Source organism: Hydrogenophaga sp. ANAO-22 (genome assembly GCF_042466645.1).
Classification (GTDB): Bacteria; Pseudomonadota; Gammaproteobacteria; order Burkholderiales; family Burkholderiaceae_C; genus Hydrogenophaga.
The window spans coordinates 2251000-2268194 of record NZ_CP159956.1; the positions used below are offsets into that span (position 1 = coordinate 2251000).

The 17195-nt window shown below is 70.7% G+C and carries 16 protein-coding genes; 2 read left to right on the forward strand and 14 right to left on the reverse strand.

Annotation, left to right across the window (positions count from 1 at the left end):
- Positions 1-15: 15 nt before the first annotated feature.
- Positions 16-1149, forward strand: coding sequence for an ABC transporter substrate-binding protein (locus tag ABSY19_RS10745; RefSeq protein ID WP_382162426.1), 1134 nt, complete (start codon positions 16-18; stop codon positions 1147-1149).
- Between the two features lie 71 nt (positions 1150-1220).
- Here the strand turns inward: ABSY19_RS10745 and ABSY19_RS10750 are convergent, their stop codons facing one another.
- From ABSY19_RS10750 to ABSY19_RS10765, 4 genes are all read right to left on the reverse strand, one after another.
- Positions 1221-2186: a Bug family tripartite tricarboxylate transporter substrate binding protein gene (locus tag ABSY19_RS10750; protein WP_382162429.1), complete on the reverse strand. Its 966-nt coding sequence runs from the start codon at positions 2184-2186 to the stop codon at positions 1221-1223.
- Positions 2187-2328: 142 nt separating this feature from the next.
- Complete coding sequence (locus ABSY19_RS10755) at positions 2329-2769, reverse strand: universal stress protein (protein ID WP_291120538.1); 441 nt, start codon at positions 2767-2769, stop codon at positions 2329-2331.
- A gap of 92 nt (positions 2770-2861) precedes the next feature.
- Positions 2862-5708, reverse strand: coding sequence for a molybdopterin-dependent oxidoreductase (locus ABSY19_RS10760; protein ID WP_382162431.1), 2847 nt, complete (start codon positions 5706-5708; stop codon positions 2862-2864).
- Positions 5705-7471, reverse strand: coding sequence for an NADH-ubiquinone oxidoreductase-F iron-sulfur binding region domain-containing protein (locus tag ABSY19_RS10765; protein ID WP_382162434.1), 1767 nt, complete (start codon positions 7469-7471; stop codon positions 5705-5707). The genes ABSY19_RS10760 and ABSY19_RS10765 overlap by 4 nt, the downstream gene beginning before the upstream one ends.
- 68 nt (positions 7472-7539) lie before the next feature.
- Here ABSY19_RS10765 and ABSY19_RS10770 point away from each other — a divergent pair, with 68 nt between their 5' ends.
- Positions 7540-8610: a substrate-binding domain-containing protein gene (locus ABSY19_RS10770; protein ID WP_382162438.1), complete on the forward strand. Its 1071-nt coding sequence runs from the start codon at positions 7540-7542 to the stop codon at positions 8608-8610.
- Here ABSY19_RS10770 and ABSY19_RS10775 read toward each other — a convergent pair.
- Genes ABSY19_RS10775 through ABSY19_RS10820 form a run of 10 tightly spaced genes read right to left on the reverse strand, consistent with a single transcriptional unit; the run spans position 8601 to position 17195 of the window.
- Complete coding sequence (locus ABSY19_RS10775; RefSeq protein ID WP_382162441.1) at positions 8601-9275, reverse strand: 2-hydroxychromene-2-carboxylate isomerase; 675 nt, start codon at positions 9273-9275, stop codon at positions 8601-8603. The two genes, ABSY19_RS10770 and ABSY19_RS10775, sit on opposite strands and share 10 nt — an antisense overlap.
- Positions 9276-9297: 22 nt before the next feature.
- A complete protein-coding gene (locus ABSY19_RS10780) occupies positions 9298-9525 on the reverse strand; it encodes a DUF1289 domain-containing protein (RefSeq protein ID WP_382162444.1) in 228 nt (75 codons plus the stop codon).
- Positions 9526-9529: 4 nt separating this feature from the next.
- Complete coding sequence (locus ABSY19_RS10785; protein ID WP_382163764.1) at positions 9530-10039, reverse strand: YbaK/EbsC family protein; 510 nt, start codon at positions 10037-10039, stop codon at positions 9530-9532.
- A gap of 14 nt (positions 10040-10053) precedes the next feature.
- Positions 10054-10695, reverse strand: coding sequence for a LysE family transporter (locus ABSY19_RS10790; protein ID WP_382162447.1), 642 nt, complete (start codon positions 10693-10695; stop codon positions 10054-10056).
- An 11-nt stretch (positions 10696-10706) separates the two neighbouring features.
- Positions 10707-11615: a hydroxymethylglutaryl-CoA lyase gene (locus ABSY19_RS10795; protein ID WP_382162451.1), complete on the reverse strand. Its 909-nt coding sequence runs from the start codon at positions 11613-11615 to the stop codon at positions 10707-10709.
- A gap of 18 nt (positions 11616-11633) precedes the next feature.
- Entirely contained in the window at positions 11634-12554 is a 921-nt protein-coding gene (locus ABSY19_RS10800; RefSeq protein WP_382162454.1) for a 2-hydroxyacid dehydrogenase, read from the reverse strand.
- A 35-nt stretch (positions 12555-12589) separates the two neighbouring features.
- Complete coding sequence (locus ABSY19_RS10805; protein WP_382162457.1) at positions 12590-14608, reverse strand: acetyl/propionyl/methylcrotonyl-CoA carboxylase subunit alpha; 2019 nt, start codon at positions 14606-14608, stop codon at positions 12590-12592.
- Positions 14609-14616: 8 nt separating this feature from the next.
- Positions 14617-15237 carry a DUF4126 domain-containing protein gene (locus ABSY19_RS10810; RefSeq protein WP_382162460.1) on the reverse strand — a complete coding sequence of 207 codons (621 nt, stop codon included), beginning with the start codon at positions 15235-15237 and terminating at the stop codon, positions 14617-14619.
- 16 nt (positions 15238-15253) lie between these two features.
- Entirely contained in the window at positions 15254-16045 is a 792-nt protein-coding gene (locus ABSY19_RS10815; protein WP_382162463.1) for an enoyl-CoA hydratase/isomerase family protein, read from the reverse strand.
- A gap of 13 nt (positions 16046-16058) precedes the next feature.
- Positions 16059-17195 carry an acyl-CoA dehydrogenase family protein gene (locus ABSY19_RS10820; protein ID WP_382162465.1) on the reverse strand — a complete coding sequence of 379 codons (1137 nt, stop codon included), beginning with the start codon at positions 17193-17195 and terminating at the stop codon, positions 16059-16061.

Genomic DNA, 17195 nt, shown 5'->3' on the forward strand with positions numbered 1-17195 from the left:
AAGGAGACACCGCCGATGAGCCTGAAACACCTGTTTACAACGCGTGCGTGGATGACCTTTGGCCTGAGCGGTCTGCTCGCCTTCGCGGCCCCCGCCTGGGCCCAGCTGCGCGTGGGCATGCCCTCGGGCTTCAGCGGCTCGGTGGCGGCGGGGGTGAAGGAGAACCACGAGGGGGCCCAGCTGTACTTCGACACCATCAACGCGCGCGGCGGTGTCAACGGCCAGAAGATCGAGCTGATCACGGTGGACGACAAGTTCGACCCCAAGGTCACGGTGGAGGTGGCGCGCGAACTGATCACGAAACAGCGGGTGCTGGCCCTGTTCCTGAACCGCGGCACGCCGCATTCGCAGGCCCTGCTGCCCATGCTGGCCGAGCTCAAGGTGCCGCTGGTCGGGCCGAGCACCGGCGCCATGGCGCTGCACCAGCCGGTCAACCCCTGGGTGTTCAACGTGCGCGCCACCTACCAGCGCGAGGCCGCCAAGGCCATCGAACACCTGGCAAGCATCGGCATCACGCGCATCGCGGTGCTGGAGACCGACGATTCCTTCGGCGCCGATTCGGCGGCCGGGGCGCTCAAGGGCTTCGACAAGGCCAAGCTCAAGCCGGTGCTGCATGAAAAGTTCCCGCGCGACAAGCCCGACTTCACCGAGCTGTCCAAGCGGGTCCACGAGAGCAACGCGCAAGCGGTGATGGTGATCGGCTCGGCCGGCAACACCGCCAACGCGGTCAAGGCGGTGCGCACCGCCGGTTCGCGCGCGCAGGTGGTCACGCTCTCGAACAACGCCTCGGACGGCTTCATCAAGCTGCTGGGCGAGCACGCGCGCGGTGTGATCGTGACGCAGGTGTTTCCCAACGAGCGCTCGGTCGCCTATGGCCTGATCAAGGAAGCGCAGGAATTCGCCAAGGCCAAGGGCCTGGCGGGCGTGTCGCCCGCCATGATGGAAGGCTACGCCGCCGCCAAGGTGCTGACCGAAGGCCTGCGCCGCGCCGGCCCGAATCCCACGCCCGTGGCCCTGCGCGACGCGCTGGAGAACCTGAAGAGCTACGACCTGGGTGGCCTGACCGTGCACTACAGCCCGAGCAACCACACCGGGCTGGATTTCGCCGACCTGTCCATCGTGGACGCCAGCGGCAAATTCCGCCGCTGACCCCCCAAAAAAAGACGCGGCACCGGGCGGCGCCGCGTCAACACCCCACAAAGGGCCCCTTGCGCGCCGGGCTACAACATGCCCGACAGGAACAGGATCGCCGTCGTGGCGGCGTACTCGAATTCGACGAAGGCCTCGAAGTCCCGGCCCGTGGTGAACGCGGGCGTCCAGCCATGGCGCTCGGCGGCCTGCCGCCAGGCCGGCGACTTCACGGCCTCGGCCACCGCCTGCGTGAGCGCGGCACGCTGAGCGTCGCTGATGCCGGGCGCGCCGTAGACGCCGCGCCAGTTGCCGATGGTGACGTCGTACCCCTGCTCCTTGAGCGTGGGCACGTCCGGCAAGCCGGGCAGGCGCCGTTGCGCGGTCACACCGAGCAGGCGCAGCTGGCCCCGGGCGATGCCCTGGGCCAGTTCCCCGTAGCCACCGCCCACCACATCGATCTCGCCCTTGAGCAGGGCGGCCACCGCGTCCGCGCCGCCGCCATGGGGCAGGTAGCGGATCTCCCGCGGCGGCACGCGCAGGCTGCGCGCGAACATCGAGACGGCGATGTGCTCGGTCGAGGCCTTCGAACCGCCCCCGAAGCGCACGCTGCCGGAGGCCTGGCGCAGCCGCTCGGCGACGGCGCCCAGCGACCGGATCGGGGAGCCGGCCGCCACGGCGAAGGCGCTGTACTCGCTGGTGAGGCGCGCGATCGGCGTGCATTGCTGCAGCTGGCGCAGCGGTGTCTTCGACGACACCAGGCCACCGATCATGACCGCGCCCATGATGAGCAGGGCATTCGGCTGACCCCGCGCCGCCTGGACGAAGGCGGCGAGGCCCAGGGTGCCCGCGGCGCCGCCCTGGTTGTCGTAGACGGCCTCGCGGTAGCGCCCGGTCGCGACCATCGCCGCACCGAGCGCGCGGCCGGTGGCGTCCCAGCCGCCGCCCGCGCTCGCGGGGATCAGCACGGACAGGCGATCCGCGCCGCTGGCGCGCGCGGGCAGGCAAGATGCCGCCGCCCAGCCGCCCAGTGCCATGAGGAATTGATTGCGCCGCATGTCTCCTCCGGTGTGGCGCGGCACGGCGCGCCATCTGTGGAAGAGATGCTAGGAAGCCCCGCTGTCAACTCGCTGTCAGCGGGTCAGGCAGGGGCCCCATCCAAGGGTTCACCCCGATGGGCAGGCGCCGAACGGTCGGCCCTCAGCCCTTGACGATCAGCACCGGCACCTTGGCGTGCGTCAGCACCTTCTGCGCCACGCTGCCCAGGATCAGCGCCTTCACGCCCTGGCGGCCGTGCGAGCCCATCACGATCAGGTCGCAGCCTTCGGCCTCGGCCGTTTCGATGATGCCTTCGTAGACCACGTTGCGTTCGATGGTGTCACCCGCCGCGAACACCACGCCCTGGGCCTCGCAGGCCTGGCGCACCGCGTCCAGCGCCTGGCCGGCCGCGCTCTTGGCTTCGGTCAGGTAGGCCTGCAGGCCCACGGCCGAGGCGTCGCCGATGCCGATGTACGGGAACGGGTCGATCACGTTGACGCCGATGATCTGCGCGTTCAGGCTCTTGGCCAGCCCCAACGCGACCGTGGTGGCCTGCGCGGCCAGCGTGGAACCGTCGGTGGGCACGAGAATTTTCTTGAACATGGTGGCGCTCCTTGCATGAGATGTGAACCGCCCCACCCGTCGGGCGGAGGGTTCATCGTAGGAGTCCCGTCAATCTGCCGCGTTGAGGCAGGTCAATGCCGGGCCGGATCACGCGCGGCCACAACGGGCCGCACGTCCACCGCACAGTACTTCAATTCCGCGATCTTGCCCACCGGGTCCAGGGCGGGGTTGGTGAGCAGGTTGGCCGCGGCCTCGGCGTAAGCGAAAGGAATGAAGGCGGTCTCGCGTGGCATGCCGTCGTCGATCCGCACCGGCAGGGCCACCTCGCCGCGCCGGGAGCGCACCTGCGCTTGCGCGCCGGCCCACAGCCCGAGCCGCCGGGCGGTCTCGGGGTGCAGGCTCACCACGGGGCTGGGTTCGAGCGCGTCGAGCACGCCGCTGCGCCGCGTCATGCTGCCGGTGTGCCAGTGTTCGAGCTGGCGGCCGGTGATGAGCACCATGGGGAATTCGGCGTCGGGCTGCTCGGCCGGCGGCGTGAGCACCGCACCCACCAGCGAGGCGCGGCCGCTGGGCGTGGGGAAGCCGTCGGTGAACACCACCGGCTGGCCGGGGTCGGCGTCGTCCGCCACCGGGTAGGTGACCGCGCCCTCGCGGCGCAGGCGCGACCACGACAGGCCGGCGATGCTGGGCATGAGGGCGCGCATTTCCTCGAACACGGCGCCGATGCCCTGCGCGGCGTCGTCCGTCCCGCTGCCGTCGGCGGCGACGCCGTAGGTCCAGCCCAGGCCGAGGCGGCGCGCGAGCTGTTCGGTGATCCAGGCGTCGGCACGGGCCTCGCCCGGCGCGGGCACGGCCTTGCGGCCGAGCTGCACGCAGCGGTCGGTGTTGGTCACGCTGCCGGTTTTCTCGGGCCAGGCGGTGGCGGGCAGCACCACGTCGGCCAGACTGGCGGTCTCGGTGAGGAAGATGTCCTGCACCACCAGATGGTCCAGCCCCGCGAGCGCCTCGCGCGCGTGGGCCGCGTCGGGGTCGCTCATGGCCGGGTTCTCGCCCTGGATCAGCATGGCGCGGATCTCCTTGCGGTGGGCCGCGTCGACGATTTCCACCACCGTGAGGCCGGGTTCGCTGCGCAGCGTGCCGGGCGCGAGGTGCCACAGGCGCTCGGCCTTCTCGCGCGCCGGGCCGTCGGCCACGCGCTGGTAGTCGGGCAGCACCATGGGGATCAGCCCGGCGTCGCTCGCGCCTTGCACGTTGTTCTGACCACGCAGCGGGTGCAGGCCGGTGCCGGGCCGGCCGATCTGGCCGGTGACCAGCGCGAGCGCGATCAGGCAGCGCGCGTTGTCGGTGCCGTGCGTGTGCTGGCTGATGCCCATGCCCCAGAGGATCATGGCGTTCTTCGCCGTGGCGTAGGCGCGCGCGACCTCGCGCAGCGTGGCCGCGTCGATGCCACAGACCGGCGCCATCGCCTCGGGCGAGAAGTCCACCAAGTGGGCCTTGAGCTGCGCGAAGTCCAGCGTGTGGGCTTCGATGTAGGCCGGGTCGGTGAGGCCTTCGAACACGATGGTGTGCAGCAGCGCGTTGAGCAGGGCCACGTCGGTGCCGGACTTGAAGCCCAGGTGCTTCCAGCTGTGGCGCGCGAGCTCGGTGCGGCGCGGGTCGGCCAGCACCAGCTTCAGGCCGTTTTTCTTCACCGCGTTCTTGATCCAGGTCGCGCCCACGGGGTGGTTCTGCGCCGGGTTGGCGCCGATCAGCAGCACGAAGTCGGCGAACTGCACGTCGCGCAGCGGGTTGGTGACCACCGCCGAGCCCAGGCCTTCCATCAGCGCGGCCACGCTGGAGGCGTGGCACAGGCGGGTGCAGTGGTCCACGTTGTGCGTGTCGAACGCGGTGCGGATCAGCTTCTGGAACAGGTAGGCCTCCTCGTTCGTGCCCTTGGCCGAACCGAAGCCGGCCACCGGGCCCTGGCGCCCGCGCGCTGGTGTGGCGGCCAGGGCCTGGCGGAAACCTTCGGCGGCGGCGTCCAGCGCCTCGTCCCAGCTGGCTTCGCGGAAGCGCTCGCGCACCTGCTCGGGCGTGAGGCGGCGCAGCTCGCCGTGCGGGTCCTTGGGCACGCCGGCACGGCGGATCAGCGGGCGCGTGAGGCGCTCGGGGCTGTGCGCGTAGTCGAAACCGAATCGGCCCTTGACGCACAGGCGGCCTTCGTTGGCCGGCCCGGCGATGCCTTCGACGTGTTCGATCTGGTCGTCGTTGACGTGGTAGGTGAGCTGACAACCGACGCCGCAGAAGGGGCAGACCGAGTCGACCTGCTGCTGCGAGGGTTTGGCGAAGGCGCCATTGGCCGGGGCGATGGCGCCCGTGGGACAGGCCTGCACACACTCGCCGCAGGCCACGCAGGTGCTGGCGCCCATGGGGTCGTTCTGGTCGAACACGATCTGCGCGTGGCCGCCCCGGAAGGCCAGGCCCAGCACGTCGTTGCCCTGGGTCTCGCGGCAGGCGCGGATGCAGCGCGTGCACTGGATGCAGGCGTCCAGGTTGACCGCCATCGCCGGGTGGCTCAGGTCGTGCACGGCGGCGGCGCGCGCGGGGAAACGCCCGGGCAAGGCGCCGGCCACCTCGGCCCAGTGCGCCAGCTCGCTGTCGAACTTGAGCGCGGCGGTGTCGGGCGCGTCGGACAGCAGCAGCTCCAGCACCGTCTTCTGCGCGGCGCTGGCGCGCGCGTTGTCGCTGTGCACCACCATGCCGGCGCTGGGCGCGCGGCAGCACGAGGGCGCGAGCACGCGCTCGCCTTCGATGTCGACCACGCAGGCGCGGCAGTTGCCGGGGCTGCGCAGGCCGTCCTTGTGGCACAGGTGCGGTATCTCGACGCCGGCGCGCTGCGCGGCTTTCAGGATGCTCTCGCCGGGCGCGGCTTCCAGCGCGCGGCCGTTGAGGGTGAAGGCGATCGGCGTCGCGTCCAGGGGCAGGTCGTCGGTCTTCATGCCGCACCTCCGGCGTTCACTTCATGGGCAAAGAAGCGCAGCACGCTGTCCACCGGGTTGGGCGCGGCCTGGCCCAGGCCGCAGATGCTGGCGTCGCGCATCACCTGCGAGAGCTCTCCGAGCAGCGGGGCGTTCCATACCGGCGCCTGCATGAGCTGCACCGCCTTCGTGGTGCCGGCGCGGCAGGGCGTGCACTGGCCGCAGGACTCGTGCTCGAAGAACTGCATGAGGTTGAGCGCGGCGCCGCGCGCCGTGTCGTGCTGGCTCATCACCACCACGGCCATGGAGCCGATGAAGCTGCCGTGGTCGACCAGGGTGTCGAAGTCCAGCGGCACGTCGGCCAGCGAGGCCGGCAGGATGCCGCCCGAGGCCCCGCCCGGCAGGTAGGCGTAGAGCGTGTGGCCTTCGGCCATGCCGCCCGCGTGTTCGTTGACGAGCTCGCGCAAGGTGATGCCGGCGGGCGCCAGGTGCACGCCCGGCTTGTTCACGCGGCCCGAGACCGAGAAGCGCCGCAGGCCGGTGCGCCCGCGCAGGCCCTCGCCGGCCAGCCAGGCTCCGCCCTTGGCCAGGATCGGCGGCAGCCACCACAGCGTTTCGGGGTTGTGCGCCAGCGTGGGCCGGCCGAACACGCCGTGCATGGCCACGATGGGCGGCTTGAGCCGCGGCAGGCCGCGCTTGCCTTCCACCGATTCGATCAGCGCCGACTCTTCGCCGCAGATGTAGGCGCCCGCGCCGCGCCGCAGCTCGATGCGCGGGGGCGTGTAACCGGGATGCTGTTCGATCAGCGCGCGCAGGGTGGCGTCGAGCCGCGCGAGTTCGCGCGTGAGCAGTTCGCGCACGTCGTGGTATTCGTCGCGCAGGTAGATCCAGGCGTGCGAGATGCCCACCACCTCGGCGGCGATCAGCAGGCCTTCGAGCATCTGCGGCGCGCCGGCCTCGGCGCTGCTGAGCACCTGCCAGTCCTTGAAGGTGCCGACCTCACCCTCGTCGATGTTGACCACCATGTGGCGCGGGCCGGGCTGGGCGCGCACCGTCTCCCACTTGCGCCAGGACGGAAAGCCCGCGCCGCCCAGGCCACGCAGGTTGGAGGCTTTCAATTCGGTCAGGACCTGTTCGGCGCTGAGCGCACCCGCGAGCAGGCTTCGCAGCTGTTTGAATTCAGAGCCGGCTGGCTCGGGCAGCTGGCGCGGCCCGGTCTCGCCGCTGGCGAGCAGGGCCTGCACGCCAGCCACGCTGGCCTGCGGCAGCTGGCGCTGGCCCACACAGGCGGCCGGCGCCACGTGGCACTGGCCGATGCAGGGTGCGGCCTGCGCGCGCACCGTGTCATCGCCCGCCAGCGCGGTCTGCAGGTCGGCCAGCAGTTCCCCACCGCCGGCCATGGCGCACGAGAGGCTGGTGCACACGCGCACCACGGTCTGCGGCACGGGCGCGGCGTCGTCCACGATCTCGAAGTGGTGGTAGAAGCTCGCCACCTCGAAGACCTCGACCTGGCTCAGCCGCAGGCGCTCGGCCAGCGCGGCCAGGTGGCCGTGGCGCAGCGCGCCCTCGGCATCCTGCAGGCGGTGCAGGTGTTCGATCAGCAGGTCGGCGCGCGGCGCCAGGCCATCGCACAGCGCGGCCACGCGCTCGCGTGCTTCGGGTGAGGACTGCCGCCCCTTGGGCGTGTGGCGCGCCTTGCCGCGCCCCATGGCCTCGATCGGGCGGATGGGAATCACGGTGCTGGTGGGGCGCTCGGGGGTCTCGTGGGCCGTCGTTCTGGTCATTTTTTCAGCGTAGCACCGTATGGGTTGTTTTAATATGTTTGGCAGTTCATAAAGTCGGGCTTCCCCCCATGCTGCGCATCACCCTCCAACCCCAATGGCGCATCGCCCAGGAAGACGGCCTCGCGCTCGACGCCAACACCTTGCTCGGCCTGCTCGCGGCGGTTCAGGGTTCGGGCAGCATCTCGCAGGCCGGGCGCGAGCTGGGCCTGTCGTACCGACATGCCTGGGGCCTGCTGCAGCAGGCCGAGCAGCTGTTCGGCCAACCGCTGCTGGTGCGCGGGCGCGGGCGCGGCTCGGCGCTCACGCCGCTGGGTGAAAAACTCATCTGGGCCGACGCGCGCATCGGCGCGCGCCTGCAACCCTTGCTCGAATCGCTGGCCTCGGAACTCGAAGGCGAGCTCGGGCGCGTGCAGCGCCGCCAGCGCGCCGTGCCGCGCCTGCACGCCAGCCACGGCTTCGCGGTGGCCGCGCTGCGCGAACAGCTGGCGGCGCGCCAGGTGCCGGTGGAACTGCGTTACCGCAGCAGCCTGGAGGCCGTGGCCGCGCTCGCGCAGGGCGATTGCGAGCTGGCGGGTTTTCACGTGCCGCTGGGCGAGTTCGAGGCCGCCGCCGCCCGGCGCTACCTGACCTGGCTCAAGCCCGACCAGCACCTGCTGGTGCAATTGGCGGTGCGCACGCAGGGGCTGTTCGTGGCGGCGGGCAACCCGCAGGGCCTGCGTGGGCTGGGCGACCTCACGCGGCCCGGGCTGCGCTTCGTCAACCGGCCCGAGGGCTCGGGCACGCGGGTGTTGACCGACCTGCTGCTCAAACGCGAAGGCATCGCGCCGCAGGCGGTGGCGGGTTACGACAACACCGAACTCACCCACGCCGCCGTGGCCGCCTACGTGGCCAGCGGCATGGCCGACGTGGGCATCGGCGTGCAGACCGCCGCGCACCGCTTCGGCCTGCATTTCATCCCCCTGCTGAAGGAGCGCTATTTTTTCGCGCTGCCGGCCGACGCGCTGGACCGCGCGGAATTGCGCCCGGTGCTCACGGTGCTGCGCTCACCGGCGTTCCGCGCGCGCGTGGCCGCGCTCAAAGGGTATGAAGCAGCCCACACCGGCGAGGTGATGGGCGTGGCGGCAGCTTTTCAGGCCTGAGGCCGGCGCACGCCCTCAGGCCGCTGCGCCGCCGCGCCCCACTGGGTCTCGAACCAGCTGTCGCCGTCCAGGTAGGCGCGCAGCATGGGCAGGGCGTCCTGTCCCCAGAACACGCGGCCGTCCACCACCATCGCCGGCACGCCGAACAGGCCAAGCGCGAGCGCCTCGTCGGTGTTGGCGCGCAGGCGCTGCTTGACCACCTCGCTGTCGGGCGCGTTCCAGAGCTTGCCGCGCTGCGCCACGTGGTCCTGCAGCAGGGCCTGCAACTCGGCCAGCCGCACCGGGTCGGCGGCGTCGAGCCCGCCGCGCCAGACATGGCGGAACAGCAGCTCGGTGACGTAGCGGTTGGTCTCGCCCGGCGCATCGTCCGTCGCGCAGGCCAGGCCCAGGCGCAGCAGGGGCAGCGGGTTGAACGGGTGCGCGGCCGGCATGTCGAGCGCCACGCCGTGGTGGTGCCCGAGCCAGCTCACGTGGCGGTAGGTCCAGTTGCGCTTGGCCGGGATCTCGGCCGGGCCCAGCTGGCCGTGCGCCTTGAGCAGCGCGGCGAACAGCACGGGCCGGTAGCGCACCTGCACGCTGTGGCCCATCAGGGCTTCGGGCAGCCGCTCGAACGCCAGATGGGCGTAGGGCGAGATCGGGTCGTAGAAGAAGGTGATATCGGTCATGAAGATCTCGTGTGCGAGGGCATCAGGGGGCCAGTTGCCGGGCTTCGATCTGCTGCCAGATCACCAACTTGTCCGCATCGCTGGCACGGCTCCAGAAACCGATTTCCTCCAGCGTGCGGAAGCACCCCTTGCAACGGCTGCGGGCCTCGTCCATTTCGCACACCGAGATGCACGGCGAAGGCACGCCCGGCCGGAGCCCGGCACGGCGGCGCGCGGCCTGAAGGGTGATCGCGGGGGTCTCCAGGGCCATGGGCTCAGGCCGCCACGGTGACGTCGTGCACCGGTGCGCCGGTCAGCGACTGGAGTTCCACCGGGCTGAGGCGGAACACGGCGTGCGGGTGGCCGGCCGCGGCCCAGATCTCGTCGAAGCGCGAGAGCTGCGCGTCGATCAGCGTGACGGGCGCCACCGCGTGCGCCAGCGGCGAGACACCGCCGATGGAAAACCCGGTGCGCGCCTTGACGAAGTCGGCGTCGGCCCGGCCGAGCTTGCCGCCGTCGGCGCACACCAGGGCCTGCACCTTCTTCTCGTCCACCCGCAGGTCGCCCGAGGTGATGACCAGCACGGCCGCGTCGTCGCTCTTGCGGCGGAAGATGATGCTCTTGGCGATCTGGCCCAGGGCCACGCCCAGGGCGTCGGCCGCCTGCTGCGCCGTGCGCGCGGCGCCGTCGAGCATCACCGGGCCGTGGGCATGGCCCGCGTCCTGCAGCACGCGCGCCACGCGCTGCACGGTCTCGGGCAAGGTCTGAAGTTCGGCGCCGCACATGCTGGTGTCGCTCCTCATGCCGCGCGTTTGACGAGCAGCAGGCTCGCGCCCATGGCCATGAGCACGCCGCCGAACACGCGGTTCTGCGCGCGCCGGGCGCGGGCCGTGGCCAGCCAGCGCTGGGCGCGCGAGGCCAGGAAGGCGTAGCCGTGCATCACGATCAGATCGACCACCACCGTGGTGGCCAGCAGGATCAGCAACTGCAACCCGAGGCCGCGCGTAGGGTCGATGAACTGCGGCAGCACGGCCACCATGAACACGATGCCCTTGGGGTTGGTCACGTTGGTGAAGAAACCCATGACGAAGCGCTCGCGCGCCGAGGGCACGGCCACCTGGGCCGGCGCCGCCCCGTCCGCCTCGGGCACCACGCCCACGCGGGCTCGCCACTGGTTGAAACCGAGCCAGATCAGGTAGCCCGCGCCCGCGAACTTCACCACGGTGAAGGCGGTGGCCGAGGCCAGCAGCAAGGCGCCGACGCCCACACCGGCCACCAGCAGGATCACCGCCAGCCCCAGTTGCAGGCCCGCGATGGTCGTGCTGGTTTTCTTCACGCCATAGGCCAGGCCGTGCGTCATCGACAGCACCGCGCCCGAACCGGGCGAGAGCGCGATGGCCCACGAGGCCACGAAATACGCCATCCAGACTTGCAGTTCCATGTGGATTTCCTTCAGCCCGCGCGTTTGGCGAGCAGTGCGCGAGCCACGCGCGAACCGGTGGGCCGGCCGAGCTGTTCGCTGATGTAGACGCCGGCATCCACCAGCGCGTCGAGGTCGATGCCGGTGGCGATGCCCATGCCGTGCAGCAGGTAGACCACGTCTTCGGTCGCCACGTTGCCGGTGGCGCCCTTGGCGTAGGGGCAGCCGCCCAGGCCGGACACGGAGGACTGGAAGTTCCAGACCCCCATCTCCAGCGCGGCCAGGGTGTTGGACAGCGCCTGGCCGTAGGTGTCGTGGAAGTGGCCCGAGACGTCGTCGATGCCGTAGTGCTTCAGCGTGGCCTCCATCGCGGCCTGCACCTTGCGCGGCGTGCCCACGCCGATGGTGTCGGCCACGTCCACGCGCTGCACGCCGATGCCCTTCATGAGCCCGGCCAGGTAGGCCACGCGCTCGGGCGCAATCTCGCCTTCGTAGGGGCAGCCCACGGTGCAGCTCATGGCGCCGCGCACGGCGATGCCGGCCGCGCGCGCGGCCTCGACCACGGGCGCGAAGCGCTCGATGCTCTCGGCGATCGAGCAGTTGATGTTCTTCTGGCTGAAGGCCTCGCTGGCCGCGCCGAACACCACGATCTCGTCCGGCTTGTCGGCCACGGCAGCCTCGTAGCCCTTGAGGTTGGGCGTGAGCACCGAGTAACGGACGCCGCCCTGGCGCCGGATGCCGCCCATGACCTCGTGGTTGTCGGCCATCTGCGGCACCCACTTGGGGCTCACGTAGCTGGTGACCTCGATCTCTTTCAGACCGGCGGCCTGCAGGCGGTGCACCAGCTCGACCTTGACGGCCGCGGGCACCGGCTGCTTCTCGTTCTGCAGCCCGTCTCGGGGGCCGACGTCGATGAGCTGGACGCGGGAGGGCAGTTTCATGGGGGTCTTTCGAGGGGGTCAGTACCCGCGCACCGGATCGACCACGCCGGCGATCGGGTCCCCGCGTTCGAACGCGAGGATCTTGCCGGCAATCTGGGCGATGCTTTCTTCGCGCAGCGTGCGCGCCGAGGTGTGGGGCGTGACCGTGATTTTCGGGTGTTTCCAGAAACCATGCTGGGCGGGCAGCGGCTCGGTGCGGAACACATCGAGCGTGGCGCCGGCCAGGTGGCCGCTCTCCAGCAGCGCGAGCAGGTCGTCTTCCACCAGGTGGTCGCCGCGCGCGACGTTGATGACGTAGGCCTCGGGCCGCAGGCGCGAGAGCGTCTCGCGGTTGAGGATGTCGCGCGTGTCCGGCGTGAGCGGCAGCAGGTTGACCAGCACCCGGCACGACGCCAGGAAGCTGTCGAAGGCCGCGTGGCCCACGTGGCCGATCACGCCGTCGATGACCTTGGGCGAGCGGCTCCAGCCGTGCACCGGGAAGTCGAACTGGCGCAGGGCCAGGGCCACGCGCTCGCCCAGCACGCCCAGACCCATCACGCCAACGGGGAAATCGGCCCGCAGGCGCGGCTTGCGGTAAGACCAGCGGCCCTGCGCCACGTCGGCTTCGTAGGCGTCGAACTCGCGGAAGTGGCGGATCACGGCGTGGCACACGTACTCGGCCATCTGCACCGACATGCCGGCATCGTCGAGCCGCACCACCTTGGCGGCGGGCGGCAGCTTGAGCTTGAGCAGTGCGTCCACGCCCGCGCCGATGTTGAACAGGCCCTTGAGGCCGGGCTGTTCGTCCATGAATTGTTGCGGCGGCGCCCAGACCACGGCGTGATCGGCCTGGGGCGCGCCGGGTTGCCATTCGGTGACGTTGGCCTGCGGCAGGGCCAGGCGCAGATCGGCCAGCCAGGGGCCGACCCGGGTGTTGACGCAGCAGAAAGTGATGTTCATGCGGCGAGCTTACGCGGCCTCGCGCGGCGGCGCTGTCAGCCCACCGAGAGCTTGAGCAGTTCGGCGCCCTCGTTGACCTGGTCGCCGGGCGCGTAGAGCAGCTCGGCCACGGTGCCGTCGGCCGGCGCGGCGATGGTGTGCTCCATCTTCATCGCCTCCATCACGGCCAGCGCCTGGCCCTTGGTCACCGTGTCGCCGGCCTTGACCGCGAACGACACCACCTTGCCCGGCATGGGCGCGGTGAGGCGCCCGCCTTCGGCGGCGGCTTCGCCCGCGTGGGCCAGGGCATCGATCTCCACGATCTGGGTCGCGCCCAGGGCGCAGAACACATGCACGTTCTCGTCCACCTGCCAGGTCTGCACCGTCTGGCGCTGGCCGTTGAAGCGCAGGTCCATGCGGGTGCCGGTGTCGGCCGGCAGCGCCACGAAGTCCAGCACGGCGTTCACCTCGCCCACGGCGAGCTGCAGCGCGCCGTCGTGCAGGTAGCTCAGGTGGGCCAGCAGGGCTTCACCCTGGTACTCGAAATCGAAGCGGCGCACAGTGATGCCGTGCGGGCGCCAGCCGTCGCGGCGCGAGAACGGGTCGGCGCCTTCGACCGCGCGCTCGGCCACCAGGGTCTGCGCCACCGCGGCGGCCACGGCCAGCGGCAGGCCGACCTTGTCCTGGTGGAACAGCGCGGCGGCCTCGCGCGGGATCAGCGCCGTATCCAGCTCGGCCTGGGCGAACGCGCGGCTGGTGACCACGTGGCGCAGGAACTGCACGTTGGTCGAGAGACCGACGATGCGCGTCTCGGCCAGCGCGGCGTCCAGCCGCGACAGGGCCTCTTCGCGCGTGGCGCCGTGCACGATCAGTTTGGCGACCATGGAGTCGTAGAACGGGCTGATGGTGTCGCCCTCGCGCACGCCGTCGTCCACCCGCACCGTGCCACGTTCGAAGCTGGCGCAGGCTGGCTTGCGGTAGACGGTGAGCGTGCCGGTGGCGGGCAGGAAATTGTTGTCCGGCGTCTCGGCGCAGATGCGCGCCTCGATCGCATGGCCGTGGATGCGCAGGTCTTCCTGCTTCAGCGGCAGGGGCTCGCCGCCGGCCACGCGCAGCTGCCATTCCACGAGATCGAGACCGGTGATGGCTTCGGTGACCGGGTGCTCCACCTGCAGGCGGGTGTTCATCTCCATGAAGTAGAAGCGCATGGCTTCGGGATGGGCATAGCCCTCGGGCTGTTCGACGATGAACTCCACCGTGCCCGCGCCCACGTAGTTCACCGCCTTGGCCGCCGCCACAGCGGCCGCGCCCATCTGGGCACGCAGCTCGGGCGTCATGCCGGGCGCCGGCGCTTCTTCCAGCACCTTCTGGTGGCGGCGCTGCACCGAACAGTCGCGCTCGAACAGGTAGACGCAGTCGCCCTGCGTGTCGCCGAACACCTGGATCTCGATGTGGCGCGGGCGCTGCACGTATTTTTCGATCAGCACCGCGTCGCTGCCGAAGCTGTTGCGCGCCTCGCGCTGGCAGCTGGCGAGCGCGGCGGCGAAGTCCTCGCTCTTCTCGACCACGCGCATGCCCTTGCCGCCGCCGCCCGCGCTGGCCTTGATGAGCGCGGGGTAGCCGATGCGGTCGGCTTCGCGCTGGAGCAGGGCCGGGTCCTGGTCGGCACCGTGGTAGCCCGGCACCAGCGGCACGCCGGCCTTTTCCATCAGGCGCTTGGACTCCGCCTTCAGGCCCATGGCCTCGATCGCCGACGACGGCGGGCCGATGAAGACCAGGCCGGCCTTCACGCAGGCGTTGGCGAAGGCCTCGTTCTCGCTCAGGAAGCCGTAACCCGGGTGGATGGCCTGCGCGCCCGTGGCCTGGGCGGCGGCGATGATGCGCTCCCACTGCAGGTAACTTTCCTTGGGCGCCGAGCCGCCGATGTGCACCGACTCGTCGCAGGCGGCCACGTGCTTGGCGCGCGCATCGGCGTCCGAGTAGACGGCGACGGTCTTCACGCCCAGGCGGCGCGCGGTGGCGGCGACGCGGCAGGCGATCTCGCCCCGGTTGGCGATCAGGATCTTGTGGAACATGGGACTTCCTAGGCGGTGGCGGTGAAGAAGGAGCGCGCGCGGCGGAACACCGCGCGCAGGAACTTGAAAAGCATCCAGGTGGCGATCCACATCAGCACGACGGTGATCGCGAGCAGGACGACGAAGACCAGCGGGTGGCTCGTGGCAAGCCAGACCGCGCCGACCACCAGGCCGTCCTCGACCAGGCTCATGCCGAGGTTGGAGAACGGCTCGGGCGAGCTGTTGATGGCCGCGCGCGTGGTGGTCTTGGCGGCCTGGCTGGTGGCGGCGAGCGAGCCGCCGAGCAGCGCGGCGGCCAGCGCCACGGTGCCGCCGTCGGCGCCGAACACGCCGGCCGCGAGCGCTGCGCCGGCCGGAATGCGCACCACGCTGTTGACCATGTCCCAGAGCGAATCGACTACCGGGATCTTGTCGGCGAAGAACTCGACGAAGAGCATGAAGCCGGCCGTGCCCAGCAGCACCGGGTGCTGCAGCGCCTGCAGGCCGGTGGGCAGCTCCATCCAGCCCATGGCGCCGGCCAGGCCGACGATGAACACCACGGCGTACAGGCGAAAACCGCTGGCCCAGCCGAGCGCGCCCGCGAGCGCGAGCAGCTCTGGGGTGCCCAGGGTGTGGAACCAGTCGGCCATGGGGCGCCTCCTCGGGTCAGGCCGCCGGCAGCCAGCCGGGCGGGCGCTTCTGCAGGAAGGACTGCAGGCCTTCGCGGCCTTCGTCGCTGGCGCGCACATCGGCGATGCGGCGCGCCGTCTCGCTGCGCAGGGCCTCGGTGATGGGCTGGCCGCCCACGTCGCGCACCAGGCGCTTGCACTCGCGCGCGGCCTTGGGGCCGTTGGCCACCAGCGTGGCGACGATCTCGTCCACCTTCGCGTCCAGCGTCTCGGGCGTGGCGAGTTCGTGCACCATGCCCAATGCGTGCGCGCGCACGGCGCTGAAGCGCTCGGCGGTCACCATGTAGCGGCGCGAGGCCTGCAGGCCCAGGGCGCGCGCCACGTAGGGGCTGATGGTGGCGGGCAGCAGGCCCAGGCGCGCTTCGGACAGACAGAAGGTCGCGCCCTCCACCGCCACCAGCACGTCGCAGATGGCCGCCAGCCCCATGCCGCCGGCGTAGCAGTCGCCCTGGATGCGGCCGACCACCGGCACCGGGCACTGGTCCAGCGTCCACAGCATGTCGGCCAGCTGCTGTGCGTCGGCGCGGTTCTGGTCCCAGCTGTAGCCGGCCATGGTCTTCATCCAGTTCAGATCGGCCCCGGCGCAGAAGGCCTTGCCGTGCGCGCCGAGCACGACCACGCGCAGGGACTCGTCCTGGGCCAGCTCGGTGAAGGTCGCGGTGAGCGCGGCGATCACGTCGTCGTTGAAGGCGTTGCGCACCTCGGGGCGGTTGAGCCACACCTTCGCCACGTGCGGCGCGGGGCGGGTCACATCGATCACGTTGCTCATGTTCAGTCCTGCATCAATAGCGTTTCGCCACTTCTTCCAGCATCACCTCGGTCGCACCGCCGCCGATGGCGAGCACGCGCGCGTCGCGCCACAGGCGCTCGATCGCGGTCTCGCGGATGAAGCCCATGCCGCCATGGAACTGCTGGCAGGTCTGCACCACCTCGTTGACGAGTTCGCCGGTGAGCGCCTTGAGCATGGAGACCTCCTGCACGATGTCGTGGCCCTGGGTCACGCTCCAGGCGCAGTGGTACATGAACTGGCGCGCCGCGCGCGTCTTGGCGTCGAGCATCGACACGCGCTGGCGGATGGTCTGCTTGTCCCACAGCGTGGCGCCGAAGGCCTGGCGCTGGCGCACGTAGTCCAGCGTGAGCTTCAGGGCCTGCGTGCAATGGCCGACGGCCATGGCCGCCAGCGCGATGCGCTCGGTCTGGAAGTTCTTCATGACCGAGTAGAAGCCCTTGCCCTGCTCGCCCAGCAGGTTCTCTTCCGGGATGCGCACGTTGTCGAAAACGAGTTCGGCCGTGTCGCTGGAGAGCCAGCCGGTCTTCTTGAGCGCGCGGCCGACCGAGAAACCCGGTGTGCCCTTCTCGACGATGAACATGGTCACGTCGTGGCGCGCGGTGCCGGTCTTGGCGGCGACGAAGTACAGGTCGGCGTGCACACCGTTGGTGATGAACATCTTGGTGCCGTTGAGCACCCATTCGTTGCCTTCCTTGCGCGCCGTGGTGCGGATGCCCGCCACGTCGGAGCCGGCGCCGGGCTCGGTGATGCCCACCGCCGTGATCATCTCGCCAGCCGTGACCTTCTTCAGGTACTTGGCCTTCTGCGCCGCGTTGCCCGCATGGTGCAGGTGCGGGCCGGCCATGTCGGTGTGGACCAGCACGGTGATGATGAAGCCGGCGAAGGTGGACTGCGACAGGGCTTCGGCGAACACCAGGTTGGTCAGCGCGTCGGCATCACCACCGCCGTATTCGCCCTCGAACATCAGACCCAGCAGGCCCGCCTGGCCCATGCGGCGCAGCACGTCGCGCGGCACCATGCCGGTCTCTTCCCAGGCGGCCGCGTGCGGCTCCACCTCGCGTTCGAGGAAGCGCTCGACCTGGTCGCGCAGCAGTTCGTGGTCGGGGTTGTCGTAGATGGTCCTGGCCAT